Raw genomic sequence first — 16096 nt, forward strand, 5'->3', positions numbered from 1 at the left:
TGGCGGCGTCGCGCGGTATCTCTCATCTCGGCGAAACGGCTTGAGTAGCGCTGCGCAAGCGGAAGGTCGCTCGAGAAAGATTGGCGGCGAACGGACTTGTTCGACACTTCGTGCCGACGGTCAATAGTCAGACAGACCGTCCTCCTTTTTCCGCTTAATCGGCCCCTTTATGAGAACCTCAAGCAGCGGGCAATCCGGGGTTTCTTCGCCTGTGCAGCGTGCGATGGTCCGGTCGAGAACGATCTCAATCGCCTGAAGATCGCGGATCTTTGCGCGGACCACGTCCAGATGATGGGACCCCATCCGTTCGATTTCTGCGCAGGTATGACTGCCGCGATCGACAAGGGAGAGCAGCTCGCGGATTTCCTCCATTGTGAAGCCCAGTTCGCGTGCTCGCATCACGAAGTTCAGCCGTTCGACGTGGGCATCACTGTAGCGTCGATGCCCAGCGGAGCTGCGTGGCGGGTCGGGCAACAAACCGACCTTTTCGTAGTAGCGTATCGTCTCGAGGTTGCAGCCTGTCAGGCGAGCGAGGTCGGAACGCTTCATTTCGCTCGCGTTGGCGTGATCGTCGGACACTGGATTTCTCCTTGATCCTGTAGTTGCTACAGACCCTACGTTGCTACTCGCCGAAGGACAACAGGAGCGAAGCGATGACGTCGCAAACCACCAATACCGAACGACATGCTGCAGAAAGACCGGATAGGGCCGGATGGGCTGCAACCGGCGCCGGGTTGCTAGGCGCGCTGGCGATGACCTCCTGCTGCATCCTGCCGCTTGTCTTGGTAAGCCTCGGCGCTACCGGCGTATTCATCGGTCAACTCACCGCCCTCTACGCCTACAAGTGGCTCACACTTTCTCTCGCGACCATCGCGCTTGGCTACGGGTTTTGGAAGGCCTACCGCCCGGTCCCAATCGAGGAGTGCGGCGCTGGTACCTGTGCTCGCCCAGTGGATCGCGCCCTGATGCGAGCGCTTCTCTGGGGAGCGCTGGTCGTGGTGCTGCTGGCGCTAGCATTTCCCTATGTCGCCCCCTTCGTTTTGACGTTCTGAAATGGAGTTACCGATGAAACGCATCCTTATTACTGCAATTCTACTTCTCGCTCCTGTCGTGGCGCTGGCAGGCGAGGCGCAGACCAGGCTACACGTCACTGGGCTGACCTGCCCCTCCTGTAGCTACATCGTGGCGACCGCGCTCAAGCGCGTGGAGTCGGTCAAGATCGCAGAGTTCGTCGAAGGCGAGGCCGAGGATGGCATCTATGTCCTGCATTACGACGATGCCGTCACCGATCCCAAAGCACTCATCGCAGCCGTCACCGGCGTCGGCTACGGTGCAGCCCTAGCTGACGGGGGCGGGTCATGACCGATAGCCATACGTGCTCCCGAAAGAATGACCGACTTCTGAAATATGGGCTGATCGGCGCCATGGTTGCAGCCCTATGCTGCTTCACCCCGATTCTGGTAGTACTGCTGGGCGCGGTCGGGTTCTCCGCCCTTCTGGGCTGGCTCGACATCGTGCTGCTACCGACGCTCGTGGTATTCGTCGGAGTCACCCTCTATGCGCTTTGGCGGCGACGGGACCCGAACTGAAGAGGGACTGATATGAAAGATTTCTGCTTTTCCAAGGACAGAACCTACGACCTTGCCGTGATCGGTGCCGGCTCGGCCGGATTTTCGGCTGCCATCACGGCTGCAGAGGCCGGCGCGCGCGTTGCCCTGATCGGCGACGGCATGATCGGCGGCACTTGCGTTAACGTGGGCTGCGTGCCCTCCAAAGCCTTGATCCGCGCGGTAGAAGGCCTGCAGCACGCACGCGCGATAAATCGCTTCGACGGTATCGAGGGGGAAGCCCGAGTTATCGACTGGGCAACGACAGTGTCACAAAAGCAAGCGCTCGTGGAGGACCTGCGTGCGGCGAAATACACTGACGTCCTGCCACGGCACGAGAACATCGATTATGTCGAAGGTCGCGCCCGGTTCGACGACGACGGTCAGCTGACTGTAAACGACGCAGCCTTTCCAGCGACTAAGATCGTCATCGCGACCGGTTCCCGACCACATGTGCAAGCGATCCCCGGTATCGAGGAGGTCGGTGCCCTCGACAGCAGCTCGGCGTTGGAGCTCATAGAGTTGCCCGCATCAATGCTGGTCCTCGGCGCGGGTTACATCGGCGTGGAGTTGGCGCAGCTTTTCGCTCGTGCCGGTGTCGCCGTGACGCTGATAAGCCGAAGCGGCGTGCTGCCGAAGGCCGAGCCAGAGATCTCTAAGGCGCTGGAAGGCTACCTTGCAGAAGAGGGCATCCGATTGGCGCGTGTTTCAGGCTACGATAGCGTGGCAAGTTACGGCGATACCATGCGCCTGATCGCCACGAGCGGTGAAAGTTTCGAAGCCGAGCGGCTGCTGCTCGCCACTGGGCGGGTGCCGAACAGCGATGGTCTGAACCTCGCCGCCGCCCGGATCGAGACCAATGGGCAGGGCGGGATCGTCGTCGACGAGCACATGCGCACGGCGAACCCTTTGGTGTGGGCCGCGGGTGATGTCACCGGGCGCGACCAGTTCGTCTATATGGCAGCCTACGGCGCCAAGCTCGCGGCCCGAAATGCAGTGGCAGGCGAGGCACGCAGCTATGACGACGACACGATGCCTTGGGTGGTATTCTCCGACCCGCAGGTGGCGGGTGTGGGTCTGAGCGAGGCACAGGCGCGCGCGGCAGGGCGCGAGGTAGTCACATCGGTCCTGCCGCTCGACGCCGTGCCGCGCGCGCTCGCTGCTCGCGACACACGCGGGGTGATAAAGCTGGTGGCAGAGGCGGGGAGCAAGCGGCTGATCGGCGCGCAGATCCTCGCCCCGGAGGGTGCCGACAGCATACAGACCGCTGCGATGGCGCTCAGGGCGGGGCTCACCTACGAGGAACTGGGCGACACGATTATGCCTTATCTCACCACTGTCGAGGGACTGAAGCTCGCTGCGCAGACCTTCGAGAAGGACGTGGCCGCGCTCAGTTGCTGTGCGGGGTAGGAGCCTCGATGACCACAGGAGAAGGAAGATCCCATGCCGACACTTGCCGCCTATATCGCGGCCGCACTTGCCGAGATCGCCGGTTGTTTCGCTTTCTGGGCTTGGCTCCGGCTGGACAAGTCGATCTGGTGGCTAGCGCCAGGCATCGCCTCGCTGGCACTGTTCGCCTACCTCCTGACGCTGGCTGACAGTGCCGCCGCCGGACGGGCCTACGCGGCCTATGGCGGCATCTATATCGCCGTCTCCCTGGTCTGGCTGTGGACCGTTGAAGGGGTGCGACCGGATCGGTGGGACCTGATCGGCGTCAGCTTCTGTCTTCTCGGCGCTGGGATCATCATCGCAGGCCCACGGGCGCCGATCTGAACCAATGAAGCCAACATGAGAGAGTGAGGAGTAGAGATGATCGATACCCTCGACCTGATCGTCATCGGCGCGGGCATGGCGGGCATTAACGCGGCGAAGAAATGCAGCAAAGCCGGCTGGTCCGTCGCCATCGTCGACGAGCTCCCCTACGGCGGCACCTGCGCGCTGAGGGGCTGCGACCCGAAGAAGATGCTGCGTGCAGGAGCCGAAGCTGTCGAGGCCGCGCAGCGGCTCGATGGGAAGGGTGTTGTAGGAGAGGTCCGGATCGACTGGCCAGCGTTGACGAAGCACAAGGAGAGCTTCACCGACCCGGTGCCCGAGAGTATTGAGGGTGGGCTCAGCGATGCAGGGGTGCTGTGCCTGCGCGGGCGCGCCCGCTTCATCGCCGAAAACCGGATAGCGATCGACGGTAATGGCGAGTTTGCCTTCCGGCACGCGCTGATCGCCACGGGAGCGAAACCGCGGCCACTGGACTTCCCCGGTGCCGAGCAGTTGATCGACAGCACCGATTTCCTGAATCTCGCCGAATTGCCGCGCCGGATCGTCTTCGTCGGGGGCGGTTACGTTTCTTTCGAGTTCGCGCATATCGCGGCGCGCGCCGGTGCTCAGGTGACGATCCTTGATCGCGGCTCGCAGCAGCTGAAGATGTTCGACCCCGATCTTGTCGACATGCTGCTCGACCGCAGTCGCCTCGCCGGGATCGAAATCGTGACTGAGGCTGCGCTTGATCGCATCGAGGGCGCGAATGGGAAGCACCGCGTGGCCTACCAGAAGGCGGGTGAGAACCATATCGCCGAAGCCGATCTCGTCGTGCATGGCGCTGGCCGCGTGCCCGCCATCGACCAACTCGACTTCACCGCCGCCGGAATTGAGATCGAAAATGGCGGCGTGAAGGTCACGCCCTGGCTGCAATCGCCGTCGAACTCGCGCGTCTTTGCGGCAGGTGACGCCGCCGCCTCGCCCGGCAAGCCGCTAACCCCAGTGGCCGTCTTCGAGGGCAAGATTGCAGCTTCGAATATGCTCAAGGACAAGCGCACGGCGCCCGACTACATCGGCGTGCCGAGTGTGGTCTTCACGATTCCCGAACTGGCGCGCGTCGGATTGCTCGAGGAAGAAGCGCGCGAGCGCGGCGAAGTCGACGTGAGCTTCACAGACACCTCGAGTTGGTTCTCGCAGAAACGGCTGGGTGAAAGTCACGCGGGCGCAAAAATCATCGCCGGCGACGGCGGGCAGATCCTCGGCGCGCACATGTTCGGTCCTGACGCTGCCGAGTTCATCAATATCTTCTCTCTGGCGATCAAACTGGGGCTGACCGTAAAGCAGGTGAAATCCATGCCAGCGGCTTATCCCACGGGGGCGTCGGACATCGGGTCAATGTTCTAAGCGCTGTGCATCGCGGCCATCCCCGCCTCGAACAGCATTCGTCATACCGGGCTGGAAGCCGCCTTGCGGTGGAGTTGCATGGGGCATTGCCGTTGCTGATCGCCTTGTCGGTCCTGACCGGACGTTGAGGAGTGTTGCAACGAAAATCTGTTGAACTCGAGGTGCCGCCACCCGCGATGGACGGAAAGGGTATCGACGCGCCGCGCTGTGACTTTGCATTGCCACCGGCGGTCGAGTTGTTACTGTGTCAACGCACGTTGCTTGGAGCTTCGAAGGCTCGGTTTACTGCCCTCAGCGCAGCTTTAGTATCGCCGCGATGCCGTCCGAGAACCATGGGTCGCCAGCCACTGATTGCCCGAGCCGTGGTTGTGACAGCCGGAGGGTGCTGCTGGCAGCGACCTGATTGGCGCTACGAAGATCCTTGACCAGCCCATCGCGCTCCGCGTCGACATTCGGGTCGATGTGGTGCAGCAAACCCCAGTCGACGCCCCAGTTGAGTCCGTCGTCAAAACTTGCGGCGCCGACAAATAGGCGTTGGCCTTTGGCGTTCACGAAGTTCGTTCGCCAAAACCGAATGTGATGGCGCTTTCGCAAAGTGGCGTCCTGGGTCTGCTTCTGGAAGGCCAAATCATTCGGCTGATTATCCCAGAAATATGGAGTCACCGGAGCGGTAGCGTCGGCACCGTTGCTCCAGGCAGCAATCGCTGCACGCGTCAGCGTCGCAAATCCGGGATCTGCTGCCCGCACCCAGCCGGCCTTGTCGAGCGCCTTCTCTACCTCCGCCTCATCGCGCGCCAGAAGCATTATGTTGATCGGTTCAAGGGCCGTTCCGGCGACGGATTCCGTGCTGCCGGGCAGACGGCCTGAGCCGACGAGCGCGTCCACCGTGTCGAATTTTATGTCTGCCTGGACCGGGATCGAAACGTTGTGCGCCTTGTCGTAGTTCACGATTGGCCACGCAGCTGTGGTCACGCAGAACGCAGCGAACCCGAAGGCCGCAATTTGCTTAGGCCCACTTCTATCCGGGGAGGGCTGCAACGGCCTGCTGTCGCGCCACCATTCTGATATCGCGACGCCCGCCAGCAGCCAGATCGCGCCGACGAGCCAGCCGTTCAGAACGTCGGATAGATAGTGTTCAATGAGATATATCCGGCTAAGCCCAACGAAGAACGCCAAGGTAACAGCGGCTACCAGGGCCGCTGGCGCCCGGAGCAACTTTACACGCCAAAGGATGAAGAACAAAAATCCGTAGAAGGCGACCGACAGCCCGGCATGCCCGGAGGGGAAACTTCCCGAGACCTCAGTGAAATAGCCGAGGTCGGAGCGCGGGCGGTGGAAAATACGCTTGAGTAGATTCACCGATGCGAGATCACCGCCCAGAGCAATGCATAGACCCACCAGCAGGTCCGGGCGCCGCCGCTCCAGGAGGAGAACTCCAGCCGCCGCGCCAACGAGCCCGATGACGCGCCAATCGCCGAGCGCGGTCACATGCGCCGCGAGACGCAGCAGCTCCGGTGACCAGAAGGCGTGGATAAGGTTTGCCAACCGTGTGTCCACAAGAACGATAGGCTCGGCCATTAGGAAGTCGAAGACCGACCCGAGCCAAATCCAAAGAATATAAAAGGTCGCGCAACCCAGAAGCGTAGCCGTCAGGCCGGAAAACTGCGTTCGGTCGAACCGATGCGCGAGGAAAGCAGCAGTCTTCGGGTGCCGCTTCGACCACTTCTGCACGTCGGGATTCTCGCGGATGGCGTGGCCGATTGAGGTGAAGAGCGAGATCATGAAGGGCATCAGGCGCAAGATCCGCAAAATCACCCACCAGAGCAGCAGCAATGCGACGAGGACCACCACGGCGAAGAGACCGAGCCGCGAGGCGTATGGGCCCAGGCTCGATGCGACATGCCCGATCACAAAACCGAAGCCGACATGCGCGAGCGCGTAGGGGAAGCCGCTGATGGCATTCCATAAAAGGAAGCGGCGTCGCGGCATGCCAGCGGCCGAGGCAGCAAGCGGGACGAGCCCGGATACAGGTCCAAGGAAACGGCCCAGCACCAGTGCGAATCCGCCATAGCGTTCAAAGAGCCGGACCGCTCGACGATAACTCTTTGAGTCCTCCAGTTTCCTGCGTTTCTCGATCCCACGGCGCAACCAGCGGCCGAGCCAGAAGCTGATTTCGCCGCCCACGACCGAACCGATCGCGACGAACCAGACCAGATCGAGAAAATCGAGTGCGCCCTGCTGAACGAGCAGGCCGCCCGCATCCACAACGAGGGTTCCGGGAATGAAGATGCCGGTTACGAAAACCGCTTCGAAGAGCGCGGCGAATCCTATGATCCAGTATGACCAGAGCCCAAAGCTCTGGAGAGACGGCAAGATCTGGTCGAGTGAAAAACCCATGCCAGAGTAATACGTTGTTATGAAGTCGGTGTCATGCCTATCGCGAGGCGCTCCGCAAACCGGGGGATATTTGTGAGCGGCAGGGACAGGCATCGCTTGGAGAGCTACAATTCGGCCGCGCTGTATGATATGCGGCGCATTCATTGGTGCTTCCCGACGCAATCCAGAGGGACTTCCCAGTATCTTTCCTGGGGTTAGGATTTGGGCTTGGCTAAGGACGATGAGACCGAGACGCGGGGGAACACAAGTTCGCCAGCTATTTCGTTCAGCCCGTGCAATCCATGAACGATGACATTAAGCCTGCGTAGATGATGCACCAGGTGCTCATCGAGTTGCCTGCCGGGCTTTACCTGTTTGATGAAAGGCTCGCAATGGACGCTGCGATTACTCACTGGATCAATTCCTTCGCGGGCCACATCCCCTTTGTCGATCAAGCGATGATCGCAATCACTCAAGCGGGTGTGCCCTTCATCGTGCTCGTCGTCGTCCTGCAATGGTGGAGCCGGGAAAACCGGCAGCATCTGCGTCATGTCGCAATCTGCGCCGGACTTGCGTTCCTTCTGGGGCTTGCGATCAATCAGGGCATCCTGCTCTTCATCCACCGCGTGCGCCCATATGACGCCGGAGTCTCCAACCTTCTTATCGCCAAGAGCGCCGACTGGTCTTTTCCGTCCGACCACGCCACTGCCTCGATGTCAGTCGCCATGGCATTTGCGCTTCAGAGGCTTCCGTGGCGGGCGCTGGCATTCTTCGCGATGGCTTTCCTCATCTGTCTGTCGCGCATTTACGTCGGCACCCACTACGTCACCGACGTTCTGGGAGGCGCCGCCACCGGGATCGTGGCGACAATCGCCGTCCGGGCGCTTTATCGAGAAAACAGCAAATTCGATCGTTTCGCGAAAAGCATACTTTAACAAAGCGTTATGACTATTGGTGGAGCAGCATTCATTGCTCGAGAGAAAGTTGGTTGGCCGCAGAAAAGGTGGCGTAAATATCGGATCTCGCTCGAAATTGCCTGAGCGTGGGGGGCACGGCTTCAATTTAGGCGGAGCTCGACGATCACCAGCGGATGGCGAGAGGTGCACACTGCCATCCAAACGCGGGTGATCCAGCGCGATTGGCTCTCCGGGAGGCTAGAGGCAAAGCAACGATCATACCTAGCGTCGTCCCTCTCCGATCCCGAGACGTGCCGATAAGACGAAAATCACAGCTAATCCTCTCGCTCGTGACAAAGACCGTAAGCTCCGACTTCCGGCGGTCTGGAAAGCGCCCACATTACAGAGCCCAGCCGGGTTCCTTTCGTAGCTGGATGAAAGACCCGACCTGTGGCAGGACGGAAAAAACCTGGAACGAACTCTGATCCCGATGGGTTTTATCTTCGTCGGCAGCTCGGCCACTCACGTCTGAACGGCGCATGCCGTGCAGTTTGCTCAGGCCTTAGCTAGTCGTTCATATCGCCGCGGGTCTGGCAACCTCTCTCGTTCTGCTCAGGGCCAACACTCGCCAGTCAAGTGCAAGAGATCGTCTATGAAAGACCTCCTAACCATTTCATATCGGAGTGTTTCTTGCCTGCGCAAACCCGCAGACGAGATAAGTTCGATCCTTTCTGAAAGCCTCAGTCGAAACCAGAGACTTGGGATCACCGGTTTGCTGCTGTTCGACGGGAACTTTCTCCTTCAAACCTTAGAAGGCCCTCCAGTCGAAACGAAAAGCGTTTACGCGAAAATCATTTGCGACCTGCGCCACACGAATATTACGCTACTCAGCACTCGATTGATCCGAACACGCGTTTTCCCCACCGTAACCGCCCGATTGAGACCGCAGGTTACTTCTGAAGCATAGGGGCGACCAAGATGATCGCCATGCCGGTCAGGCAAAAGATTGCGCCGATGATATCCCATCGGGTCGGAATCTGCCTCTCTACGGCCCAAAGCCATGCGATAGATGCTGTGATGTATATGCCGCCGTAGGCCGCATATGCACGACCGGCAAACTCGACCTCAACACGCGTCAGCAAGTATGCGAACAGGGCGAGGGAGATCGCGCCCGGGATAAGCCAGAGGGCGGAGCGGTCAAGACGCAGCCAGGCCCAGAACGCGAAGCAGCCCGCGATCTCGGCGAGAGCAGCCAGCACATACATGCCGATGGAGGCGAAGGCGCTCATCATGGGCGGGCTGCGCTCCACTGCCACGGCAGCAGTTCGTCAAGCCGGTTGATCTTGTGATCATGGATACGGTCGAGGATGTCGGCGAGCCAAGCCTGTGGATCGAGCCCGTTCATCTTGGCGGTTTCGATGAGCGTCATCGCCCGGGCCAGCGTCTCGCCACCGCTATCGGAGCCGACGAAGAGCCAGTTTTTCCGTCCGATGCCGATCGGGCGCATGGCGCGCTCGGCGGGGTTGTTGTCGATGCCAACGCGGCCGTCTGCGAGGAAGAGCTCGAAGGAGGACCAGCGGCTGAGACCGTATCGGAAGGCCTTGGCGAGATCGCTCTTGCCCGGAATGCGCAGCAGCTGGGCCTCGGCCCAGACCTTGAAGGCATCGAACATGGGGCGGGAGTGCGTCTGGCGCGCGGCCTGTCGTAGTTCGGCGGATTGACCGGCGACCTCGCGCTCGACATCATAAAGCTTGCCGATCCGGTCGAGGGCTTCCCGCGCAATCTCGGATTTTGTGCTGTCCCAGACATCATGGAAGTCGCGCCGAAGATGCGCCCAGCAGGCGGCCTCGCAGAACTGGCTGCTGCCGTCCGCGCGTGGTTCGTAAAGCAGATTGAAGCCAGCATAGGCGTCCGCCTGAAGGATACCGCCGCTGTCTTGCAGATGCCGCTGAGGATGTTCCCCCTTGCGATCCGGGGAGAAGCGGTAGACAACACCGGGCGGCGCGGCGCCGTCCCAAGGACGTTGATCCGAGACATAGGCCCAGACCCGCCCCTGCTTGACCCCTTTGCCGAGGCCGCGGTCCCGGCGTGACCGGTCCAGGACGCGGATCGGAGTGTCGTCCGCGTGCAGCACCGGCGCGGCCATCACCTCGGTCTCGATCCGTTCAATGATAGGGGCGAGCACCTTCATGGCGCGTCCGCACCAGTCCAGCAGCGTGCTGTCCGGGATGTCGACCCCCATCCGGGCGTAGATCTCGTTCTGGCGATAGAGCGGAAGGTGATCATCGAACTTGGACACGAGGATCTGGGCCAGAAGCCCAGGACCAGCCATGCTGCCGGGGATAGGGCGACTTGGGGCGGCAGGCTGCACCATCTTCTCGCACCGGCGACAGGACTTCTTCACCCGCGCGATCTGGATCACCTTCATCTGTGCCGCGACCATGTCGAGCAACTCGCTGACATCCTCACCCACCACGCGAAGGTCGCCACCACAGTCGGGACAACAGGAGCCGGGATCGAGTTCGCGCCGTTCGCGAGGTGTCGTGTCCGAGACGCTCGGGCGTCGACGAGGCTTGATCTCAGCGACAGCGGCATCGATCGCCGCAGGCACCTCCTCCTCGACTGCCCCATCACGCTTCTCGGCAACTGCGACCAGCAGGTCTTCGAGCGCCAGTTCGAGCTGCGCGATCTCACGCTCAATCTTTTCCGAGGACTTTCCGAAGGCCTGTTTCTGGAGCTTGGCGATCCGCAAGCGCAGAGCCTGAACCAACTGCTCGTGGGCCTGAAGCGTGGCCGACATGCGTGCATTCTCCGCCTGAAGTGCGGCGATCATCGCCTTCAGGACCGCAGGATCATCAGAGAGAATGTGGGCATCATCGGACATGCCGACTGATACCATGCACAGGTCGAAATGGCCAATAAAACAAGTGGATTCAGATAGATAATCTATCCGACCCGCGCGGGTGGTGCGCCCCAGTCCGGGCGCCTCCAATCGATCCCTTCCCAGAGCATCGCCAGCTGGGCAGAGGTCAGCCGCGCGACCCCGGCCTTGGTGTTCGGCCAAGGAAACCGTCCGCGCTCGAGGACCTTGTAATAGAGGCAGAAGCCTTGGCCATCCCAGTAGAGCAGCTTCAGCCGATCCCCCTTTCGACCGCGGAACGCGAAGACCGCGCCGCTGGTGGGTTTCTGGCGCAGCACTTCCTGGGCCAGGGCTGAGAGCCCGGCAATTCCTTTCCGCATGTCGGTCGCGCCGCACGCCAGGTAGACCCGGACCCCGGTGCCTGGGCCGATCATGCCGCTTCCACCGCGCGGATCAGCCCGGTCAGCGCCTCCCCATCCATGCTGCTGTCGAAACGGAGGCAGCGACCGTTCGTAACCGGCCGGTTGCTACCGCGGCGATTGGGCCTTGATGCGGGCGACGAGATCGGCGTCATGGACGAAGTCGTCGAGCAACTCATGCCAAGTTTCGGGAGTGATGCGCGCGGCAGTGAGCATGTCTCGGAGTTCTTCGATGCCGCGGTCTGTGAGGGCCGTAATGGCCTCTTCCGAACTGGTATAGACGCTGATGATGTCACCGTAGGTCAGATTGTCGTCATTGGAGACGATGGCTTCAAGCAACTCGCGGTCTTCGCCGAGTATCTTCGCGACATAGTCGATCGTGCAGACATGGGTGACGGTCGCCATCAGGCGGCCTCGGCCTGAGCGGCGGCGACCGGTGTCCAGTTCCATGGGAGTAGCTCGTCGAGCCGGTTGATCTTGTGATCGTTGATGCGGTCGAGCACGTCGGCGAGGTAGGCCTGCGGATCGAGGCCGTTCAGCTTTGCGGTCTCGATGATCGTCATGGCGCGGGCCAGCGTTTCGCCGCCGGTGTCGGCGCCTGCAAAGAGCCAGTTCTTCCGACCGATGCCGATCGGACGCAGGGCGCGCTCGGCTGGATTGTTATCGATGGCAACGCGGCCATCGCTGAGGAAGAGGCTGAACGAGGCCCGGCGGGCCAGCCCATAACGGAACGCGCGCGCAAGGTCCCCCTTGCCGGGGATCCGCGTGAGCTGGCTTTCGGACCAGGCGAAGAAGGCCTCGACCTTCGGGGCGCTGTGCGTCTGCCGCGCGGCAAGGCGGATCTCGGCGGGCTGCCCGTTGATCTCGCGCTCGATGTCGTAGAGCGCGCCGATGCGGTCGAGTGCCTCGCGCGCGATGGCGGATTTCGTCTTGTCCCATTCGTCATGGAAGTCACGCCGCAGATGCGCCCAGCAGGACGCCTCCTGCAGGCGGGGCGTGCCATCGGGATCGGGTTCGTAAAGCTTGTTGTAGCCCTTGTAGCCATCGGCCTGCAGGATGCCGCAGGTCTGGGCGAGATGCCCATGCACGTGTTCCTGCTTCCAGTCCGGGGCGAAGCGGTAGACCGCCCCGGGTGGCGCGGTTCCGGCCCAAGGTCGTGGATCGCGGACATAGGCCCAGATCCGGCCCTGCTTCACCCCCTTGCCGAGGCCGCGGTCCTTGAGGGACCGGTCCAGCACCCGGATCGGGGTGTCGTCCGCATGCAGCAGGTCGCTGGCCATCACATCGGCTTCGATCCGTTCGACCAGCGGCGCCAGCACCTTCATGGCGCGCCCACACCAGTCGACCAGCGTGCTGTCCGGGATGTCGGCCCCCATGCGGCCGAAGATCTCGTTCAGGCGATACAAGGGAAGATGGTCATCGAACTTGGAGACGAGGATCCAGGCCAAGAGCGCCGCGCTCGCCATGCTACCGGGGATCGGACGGCTGGGTGCCGGTGTCTGCACCATCTTCTCACAGCGGCGGCAGGACTTCTTCAGCCGCGCGATCTGCAGGACCTTCAGCTGTGCCGCAACCAGGTCGAGCATCTCGCTCATGTCTTCGCCAACGAGCCGCAGGTCGCCACCGCAATCCGGGCAGCAGCTGCCGAGGTCGAGCTCGCGCCGCTCCCGCGGGGTAGCCTCCGAGACGCGGGGACGACGGCGGGATTTGTGTTTGTCCACATCGCCGGTCTTCGCCTCAGGGGCAGGATCCGCCTCGTCTTCGTCCGTCGGGGTGGTGGCGCTTTCGGCGCTGGCAATCAACAGATCCTCAAGCGCCAGTTCCAGCTGTTCGATCTCGCGCTCAATCTTCTCCGAGGACTTTCCGAAGGCCTGCTTCTTGAGCTTCGCGATGCGCAGCCGCAGCGTCTGGATCAGCTGGTCATGCGCCCGGATCGTCGCCGACATCCTGGCGTTTTCCGCCTGCAAGGCGGCGATCATCGCTTTCAGAACAGCGGGATCTTCGGGGAGGATGGGCGCATCGCTTGACATGCCACCATCTAACACACCCCATCAGGAAGCGCCATAAAAACAAGGTGTTTCGGGTAGATAAATCACCCGACACGGGCCGGTGGAGCGCCCCAATCTGGCCGCCGCCAATCAATCCCTTCCCACAACATCGCCAGCTGCGCCGAGGTCAGTCGCACCGCCCCCGAGCTGGTGTTCGGCCAGGGAAAGCGCCCACGCTCGAGGACCTTGTAGTAAAGACAGAACCCCTGGCCGTCCCAGTAAAGCAGCTTCAGCCGATCCCCCTTGCGGCCCCGGAAGGCAAAGACTGCACCGCCGGTCGGCTTCTGGCGCAGCACGTCTTGCGCCAGCGCCGCCAACCCACCGATCCCCTTACGCATATCCGTCGTCCCGCAGGCCAGATACACCCGCACCCCGGTCCCCGGCCCGATCATGCGGCATCCACCGCGCGAACCAAGCGGGACAGCGCTGCATCGTCGATGTTGCTCTCGAACCGGAGCACGCGGCCCTTCGCAAGCCGCAACTCAACCCAGACTACGGGAGTGGTAGCTGTGGTTCGATCCTCAACCACCGTCAGGTCCATCGCGGGCACCATGCCGGCGGGCAGGAACAGCACGCCCGTCTCGGGTGACCACAACCCCTTCCGCTTCAGCTCGTGACGCCACGCGTAAATCTGCTGACGCGTCACCTCGTGCCGTTGCGCAACCTGGGTCACCGTCGCGCCGGCGATCCCCACCGCGCTCACGATCGCCAGCTTCATCTCGTCGTCCCAACGCCGGCGGCGCTCAACACCCAAAACCTCGCCCCGCATAGCCCCTCCGCGCATAAGAGACGTCGTTTGCGACGTCGTTATGCACGTGTCTTAGGGCCTCACGCCGAAATCTGGCAGGCGGTGCCAACCGGGCCGTTACGACCGTTCCCCAAACGCAGCTCGACAAAAACCGGGCGAGCGGGCGGGGAGTGGGCCGGTTCGGACTGGGTGCCGAAATCAAGAGGCAGGAAGACTGCTCCCCGATCCGGCGACCAAAGGCCCTTCTTCTTCAGGTCCCGGCGGCAGCCGTAGATTTGCGAGCGCGTGAGCTCATGCCGCTGGGCAACTTGCGTAACCGAAGCCCCGCCAGCACCCACTTCCAGCAAGATCTCGAGCTTCTCCTCGTCGCTCCAACGACGGCGCCGTTCGACACCCAGAACTTCACCCAACATAGCGCCTCCCAATAAGACACGTCGCTAAAGACGTCGTTATGCACGTGTCTTATCTCGGTCCGCCTCCATCTGGCAGGCGGCATCAATCGGGCGCTTACCCTTCCGCATCGGCGGGCGTGACTTTCGTGCTGACTTCCACGAGAACGACCGCCGGGCTGAACTGCTCGATAAGGGCGGCATAGCCGCCGGTGGGCACTGCGAAAGCCGTGTAGGTGCAAAGGCCACGAGACCGATTGTGCAGAGCGCTTCTGCGATGGCTGCCGTTGTACCGGCCCCCACCATTGATAATCCACACTACGTGTGCACCTCCATCTCGGGAGTGATTATGGAGCCGGGACACCGCGATCAGTTTGCAATGACGGCGATTAAAGGAATTTGTAACGTCACTTATCGGTCATCCTCGCTCGACCGCCGGACCCTCCGAAATATCCAGCCTAGTCGCCAGAAGAGAAATGTCATTGCTCCCGCAGAAGCGACCATCAGTCCAAGGGCATAGGCATAACCGAACCGCCATCCCAGCTCGGGAAGGTTATAGGGCGAGGCGCGATCGAAATTCATGCCGTAAAGTCCGGCGATGAAGGTCATCGGAATAAAGACCGTCGCGATCATCGTCAGGACCTTCATCACCTCGTTCATCCGGTTTGAGATTGACGACAGCTGCAGGTCCACCAGGCCTTGGGCCGTTTCCCGGTAAACTTCGACCATGTCGAGCAGTTGAAAGGCGTGATCGGAACAATCTCGGAGATAAGGTAGAAGCGACTCGTCGACCTGTGGCGTGTCATCGCGTTGCAGTGCGGCAAGCGCCTCGCGCACCGGCCAAAGCGCGTGTCGCAGATCAAGAAGTTCACGCTTCAGGAGATGGATATCGCGTACAACACCGTCTCCGGGCTCCTGCAAAATGCGTTCCTCAAGCCCTTCGACCAAGTCGCCATACCGTTCCAGGATCGGGAAATAGGTATCTATGATGGCATCAATCAGCGCATAGAAGAGATAGGCGCTCGATCCTCGTATGCGCCCGGCCCCGCCTGCAAGGCGCTTGCGGACACCCTCGAAACAATCGCGTGGGCCCTCACGCAGGGTCAGGACGAAATCAGGTCCAAGGAGCAGTGTGATCTGGTCGGCAACGAATGGAGGCCCGGACACCGGCATGCGCAGGACTGTCAGAACAAGATCTCCATCGAAATCGGTGTGGGCTCTTTGATCGAGATGGAACAGATCGGCAATGGCAAGCTCGCTCAGGCCGACGCCTCCGGCCAGTTCTGCGATCGCCAAATGGTCCTTCAACCCGCAGATGTCGATCCAAAGCAATTCGCCGTCATGTGTGCCGGGCCGAGCGGTTTCCACTGCATAGCCTTTCGGACCATAGCGATACCAGGTTACCTGTGTTTCATGCGCATCCTTGGGTGGCTCGATCGCAACCGGTGAAGTCCCAACACTGCGGGATTGCCGCCTCGTTCTTCGATCCTGAACCGTGCGTAAGGCAGTCAAGAGCGAGTTTTTGTCGATTGGATTTCTCATTTCATCACTGTTTTCAAAAGAGTGCTCATCGTCAATAGTATGCACTGGAGGCACC

19 protein-coding genes are annotated in these 16096 nt (G+C 61.5%); 8 read left to right on the plus strand and 11 right to left on the minus strand.

Annotation, left to right across the window (positions count from 1 at the left end; all coding sequences use genetic code 11):
* Positions 1-120: 120 nt before the first annotated feature.
* A complete protein-coding gene (locus BMG03_RS19125) occupies positions 121-579 on the minus strand; it encodes a MerR family transcriptional regulator (RefSeq protein ID WP_075777379.1) in 459 nt (152 codons plus the stop codon).
* 74 nt (positions 580-653) lie between these two features.
* On the opposite strand from BMG03_RS19125, the gene BMG03_RS19130 reads away from it, so the two are divergent.
* The 6 genes from BMG03_RS19130 to BMG03_RS19155 are packed head-to-tail and all read left to right on the plus strand — an operon-like array spanning position 654 to position 4763.
* Positions 654-1052, plus strand: a complete 399-nt coding sequence (locus BMG03_RS19130; RefSeq protein ID WP_075777378.1) for a mercuric transporter MerT family protein — start codon at positions 654-656, stop codon at positions 1050-1052.
* A 13-nt stretch (positions 1053-1065) separates the two neighbouring features.
* Positions 1066-1362, plus strand: coding sequence for a hypothetical protein (locus BMG03_RS19135; RefSeq protein ID WP_075777377.1), 297 nt, complete (start codon positions 1066-1068; stop codon positions 1360-1362).
* On the plus strand, positions 1359-1589 hold the full coding sequence (gene merF / locus BMG03_RS19140) for a mercury resistance system transport protein MerF (RefSeq protein ID WP_075777376.1): 231 nt from the start codon (positions 1359-1361) through the stop codon (positions 1587-1589). The genes BMG03_RS19135 and merF overlap by 4 nt, the downstream gene beginning before the upstream one ends.
* Positions 1590-1601: 12 nt before the next feature.
* Entirely contained in the window at positions 1602-3017 is a 1416-nt protein-coding gene (merA, locus tag BMG03_RS19145) for a mercury(II) reductase (RefSeq protein ID WP_075777375.1), read from the plus strand.
* A 33-nt stretch (positions 3018-3050) separates the two neighbouring features.
* Positions 3051-3380, plus strand: a complete 330-nt coding sequence (locus BMG03_RS19150; RefSeq protein ID WP_075777374.1) for a YnfA family protein — start codon at positions 3051-3053, stop codon at positions 3378-3380.
* Positions 3381-3416: 36 nt separating this feature from the next.
* Positions 3417-4763, plus strand: coding sequence for a dihydrolipoyl dehydrogenase family protein (locus BMG03_RS19155; protein ID WP_075777373.1), 1347 nt, complete (start codon positions 3417-3419; stop codon positions 4761-4763).
* 291 nt (positions 4764-5054) lie between these two features.
* Here BMG03_RS19155 and BMG03_RS19160 read toward each other — a convergent pair whose 3' ends face one another.
* A complete protein-coding gene (locus BMG03_RS19160) occupies positions 5055-7160 on the minus strand; it encodes an LssY C-terminal domain-containing protein (RefSeq protein WP_167733411.1) in 2106 nt (701 codons plus the stop codon).
* A 308-nt stretch (positions 7161-7468) separates the two neighbouring features.
* On the opposite strand from BMG03_RS19160, the gene BMG03_RS19165 reads away from it, so the two are divergent.
* Positions 7469-8074, plus strand: a complete 606-nt coding sequence (locus BMG03_RS19165) for a phosphatase PAP2 family protein (protein ID WP_341865737.1) — start codon at positions 7469-7471, stop codon at positions 8072-8074.
* 613 nt (positions 8075-8687) lie between these two features.
* On the plus strand, positions 8688-9002 hold the full coding sequence (locus BMG03_RS21365) for a BLUF domain-containing protein (RefSeq protein ID WP_075777371.1): 315 nt from the start codon (positions 8688-8690) through the stop codon (positions 9000-9002).
* Here BMG03_RS21365 and BMG03_RS19175 read toward each other — a convergent pair.
* From BMG03_RS19175 to corA, 9 genes are all read right to left on the minus strand, one after another.
* Positions 8986-9324 (minus strand): YnfA family protein, encoded by a 339-nt coding sequence (locus BMG03_RS19175; protein WP_075777385.1) that lies wholly within the window; start codon positions 9322-9324, stop codon positions 8986-8988. The genes BMG03_RS21365 and BMG03_RS19175 overlap by 17 nt on opposite strands.
* Complete coding sequence (tnpC, locus tag BMG03_RS19180) at positions 9324-10919, minus strand: IS66 family transposase (RefSeq protein WP_075777370.1); 1596 nt, start codon at positions 10917-10919, stop codon at positions 9324-9326. The genes BMG03_RS19175 and tnpC (BMG03_RS19180) overlap by 1 nt, the downstream gene beginning before the upstream one ends.
* A gap of 62 nt (positions 10920-10981) precedes the next feature.
* Entirely contained in the window at positions 10982-11329 is a 348-nt protein-coding gene (gene tnpB, locus BMG03_RS19185) for an IS66 family insertion sequence element accessory protein TnpB (RefSeq protein ID WP_075777369.1), read from the minus strand.
* Between the two features lie 93 nt (positions 11330-11422).
* Positions 11423-11719 (minus strand): hypothetical protein, encoded by a 297-nt coding sequence (locus BMG03_RS19190; RefSeq protein WP_075777384.1) that lies wholly within the window; start codon positions 11717-11719, stop codon positions 11423-11425.
* Positions 11719-13344, minus strand: coding sequence for an IS66 family transposase (gene tnpC, locus BMG03_RS19195; protein ID WP_075777368.1), 1626 nt, complete (start codon positions 13342-13344; stop codon positions 11719-11721). Before tnpC (BMG03_RS19195) ends, BMG03_RS19190 begins: the two co-directional genes overlap by 1 nt.
* Before the next feature lie 62 nt (positions 13345-13406).
* Positions 13407-13754, minus strand: a complete 348-nt coding sequence (tnpB, locus tag BMG03_RS19200; protein WP_075777367.1) for an IS66 family insertion sequence element accessory protein TnpB — start codon at positions 13752-13754, stop codon at positions 13407-13409.
* On the minus strand, positions 13751-14131 hold the full coding sequence (gene tnpA / locus BMG03_RS19205; RefSeq protein WP_099049390.1) for an IS66-like element accessory protein TnpA: 381 nt from the start codon (positions 14129-14131) through the stop codon (positions 13751-13753). Before tnpA ends, tnpB (BMG03_RS19200) begins: the two co-directional genes overlap by 4 nt.
* Positions 14132-14190: 59 nt before the next feature.
* Entirely contained in the window at positions 14191-14523 is a 333-nt protein-coding gene (locus BMG03_RS19210) for a transposase (protein WP_075777366.1), read from the minus strand.
* Positions 14524-14910: 387 nt separating this feature from the next.
* Positions 14911-16086, minus strand: coding sequence for a magnesium/cobalt transporter CorA (gene corA, locus BMG03_RS19215; RefSeq protein WP_157771622.1), 1176 nt, complete (start codon positions 16084-16086; stop codon positions 14911-14913).
* Positions 16087-16096: the final 10 nt, after the last annotated feature.

The sequence above is a fragment of the Thioclava nitratireducens genome (genome assembly GCF_001940525.2).
Taxonomy (GTDB): Bacteria; Pseudomonadota; Alphaproteobacteria; order Rhodobacterales; family Rhodobacteraceae; genus Thioclava; species Thioclava nitratireducens.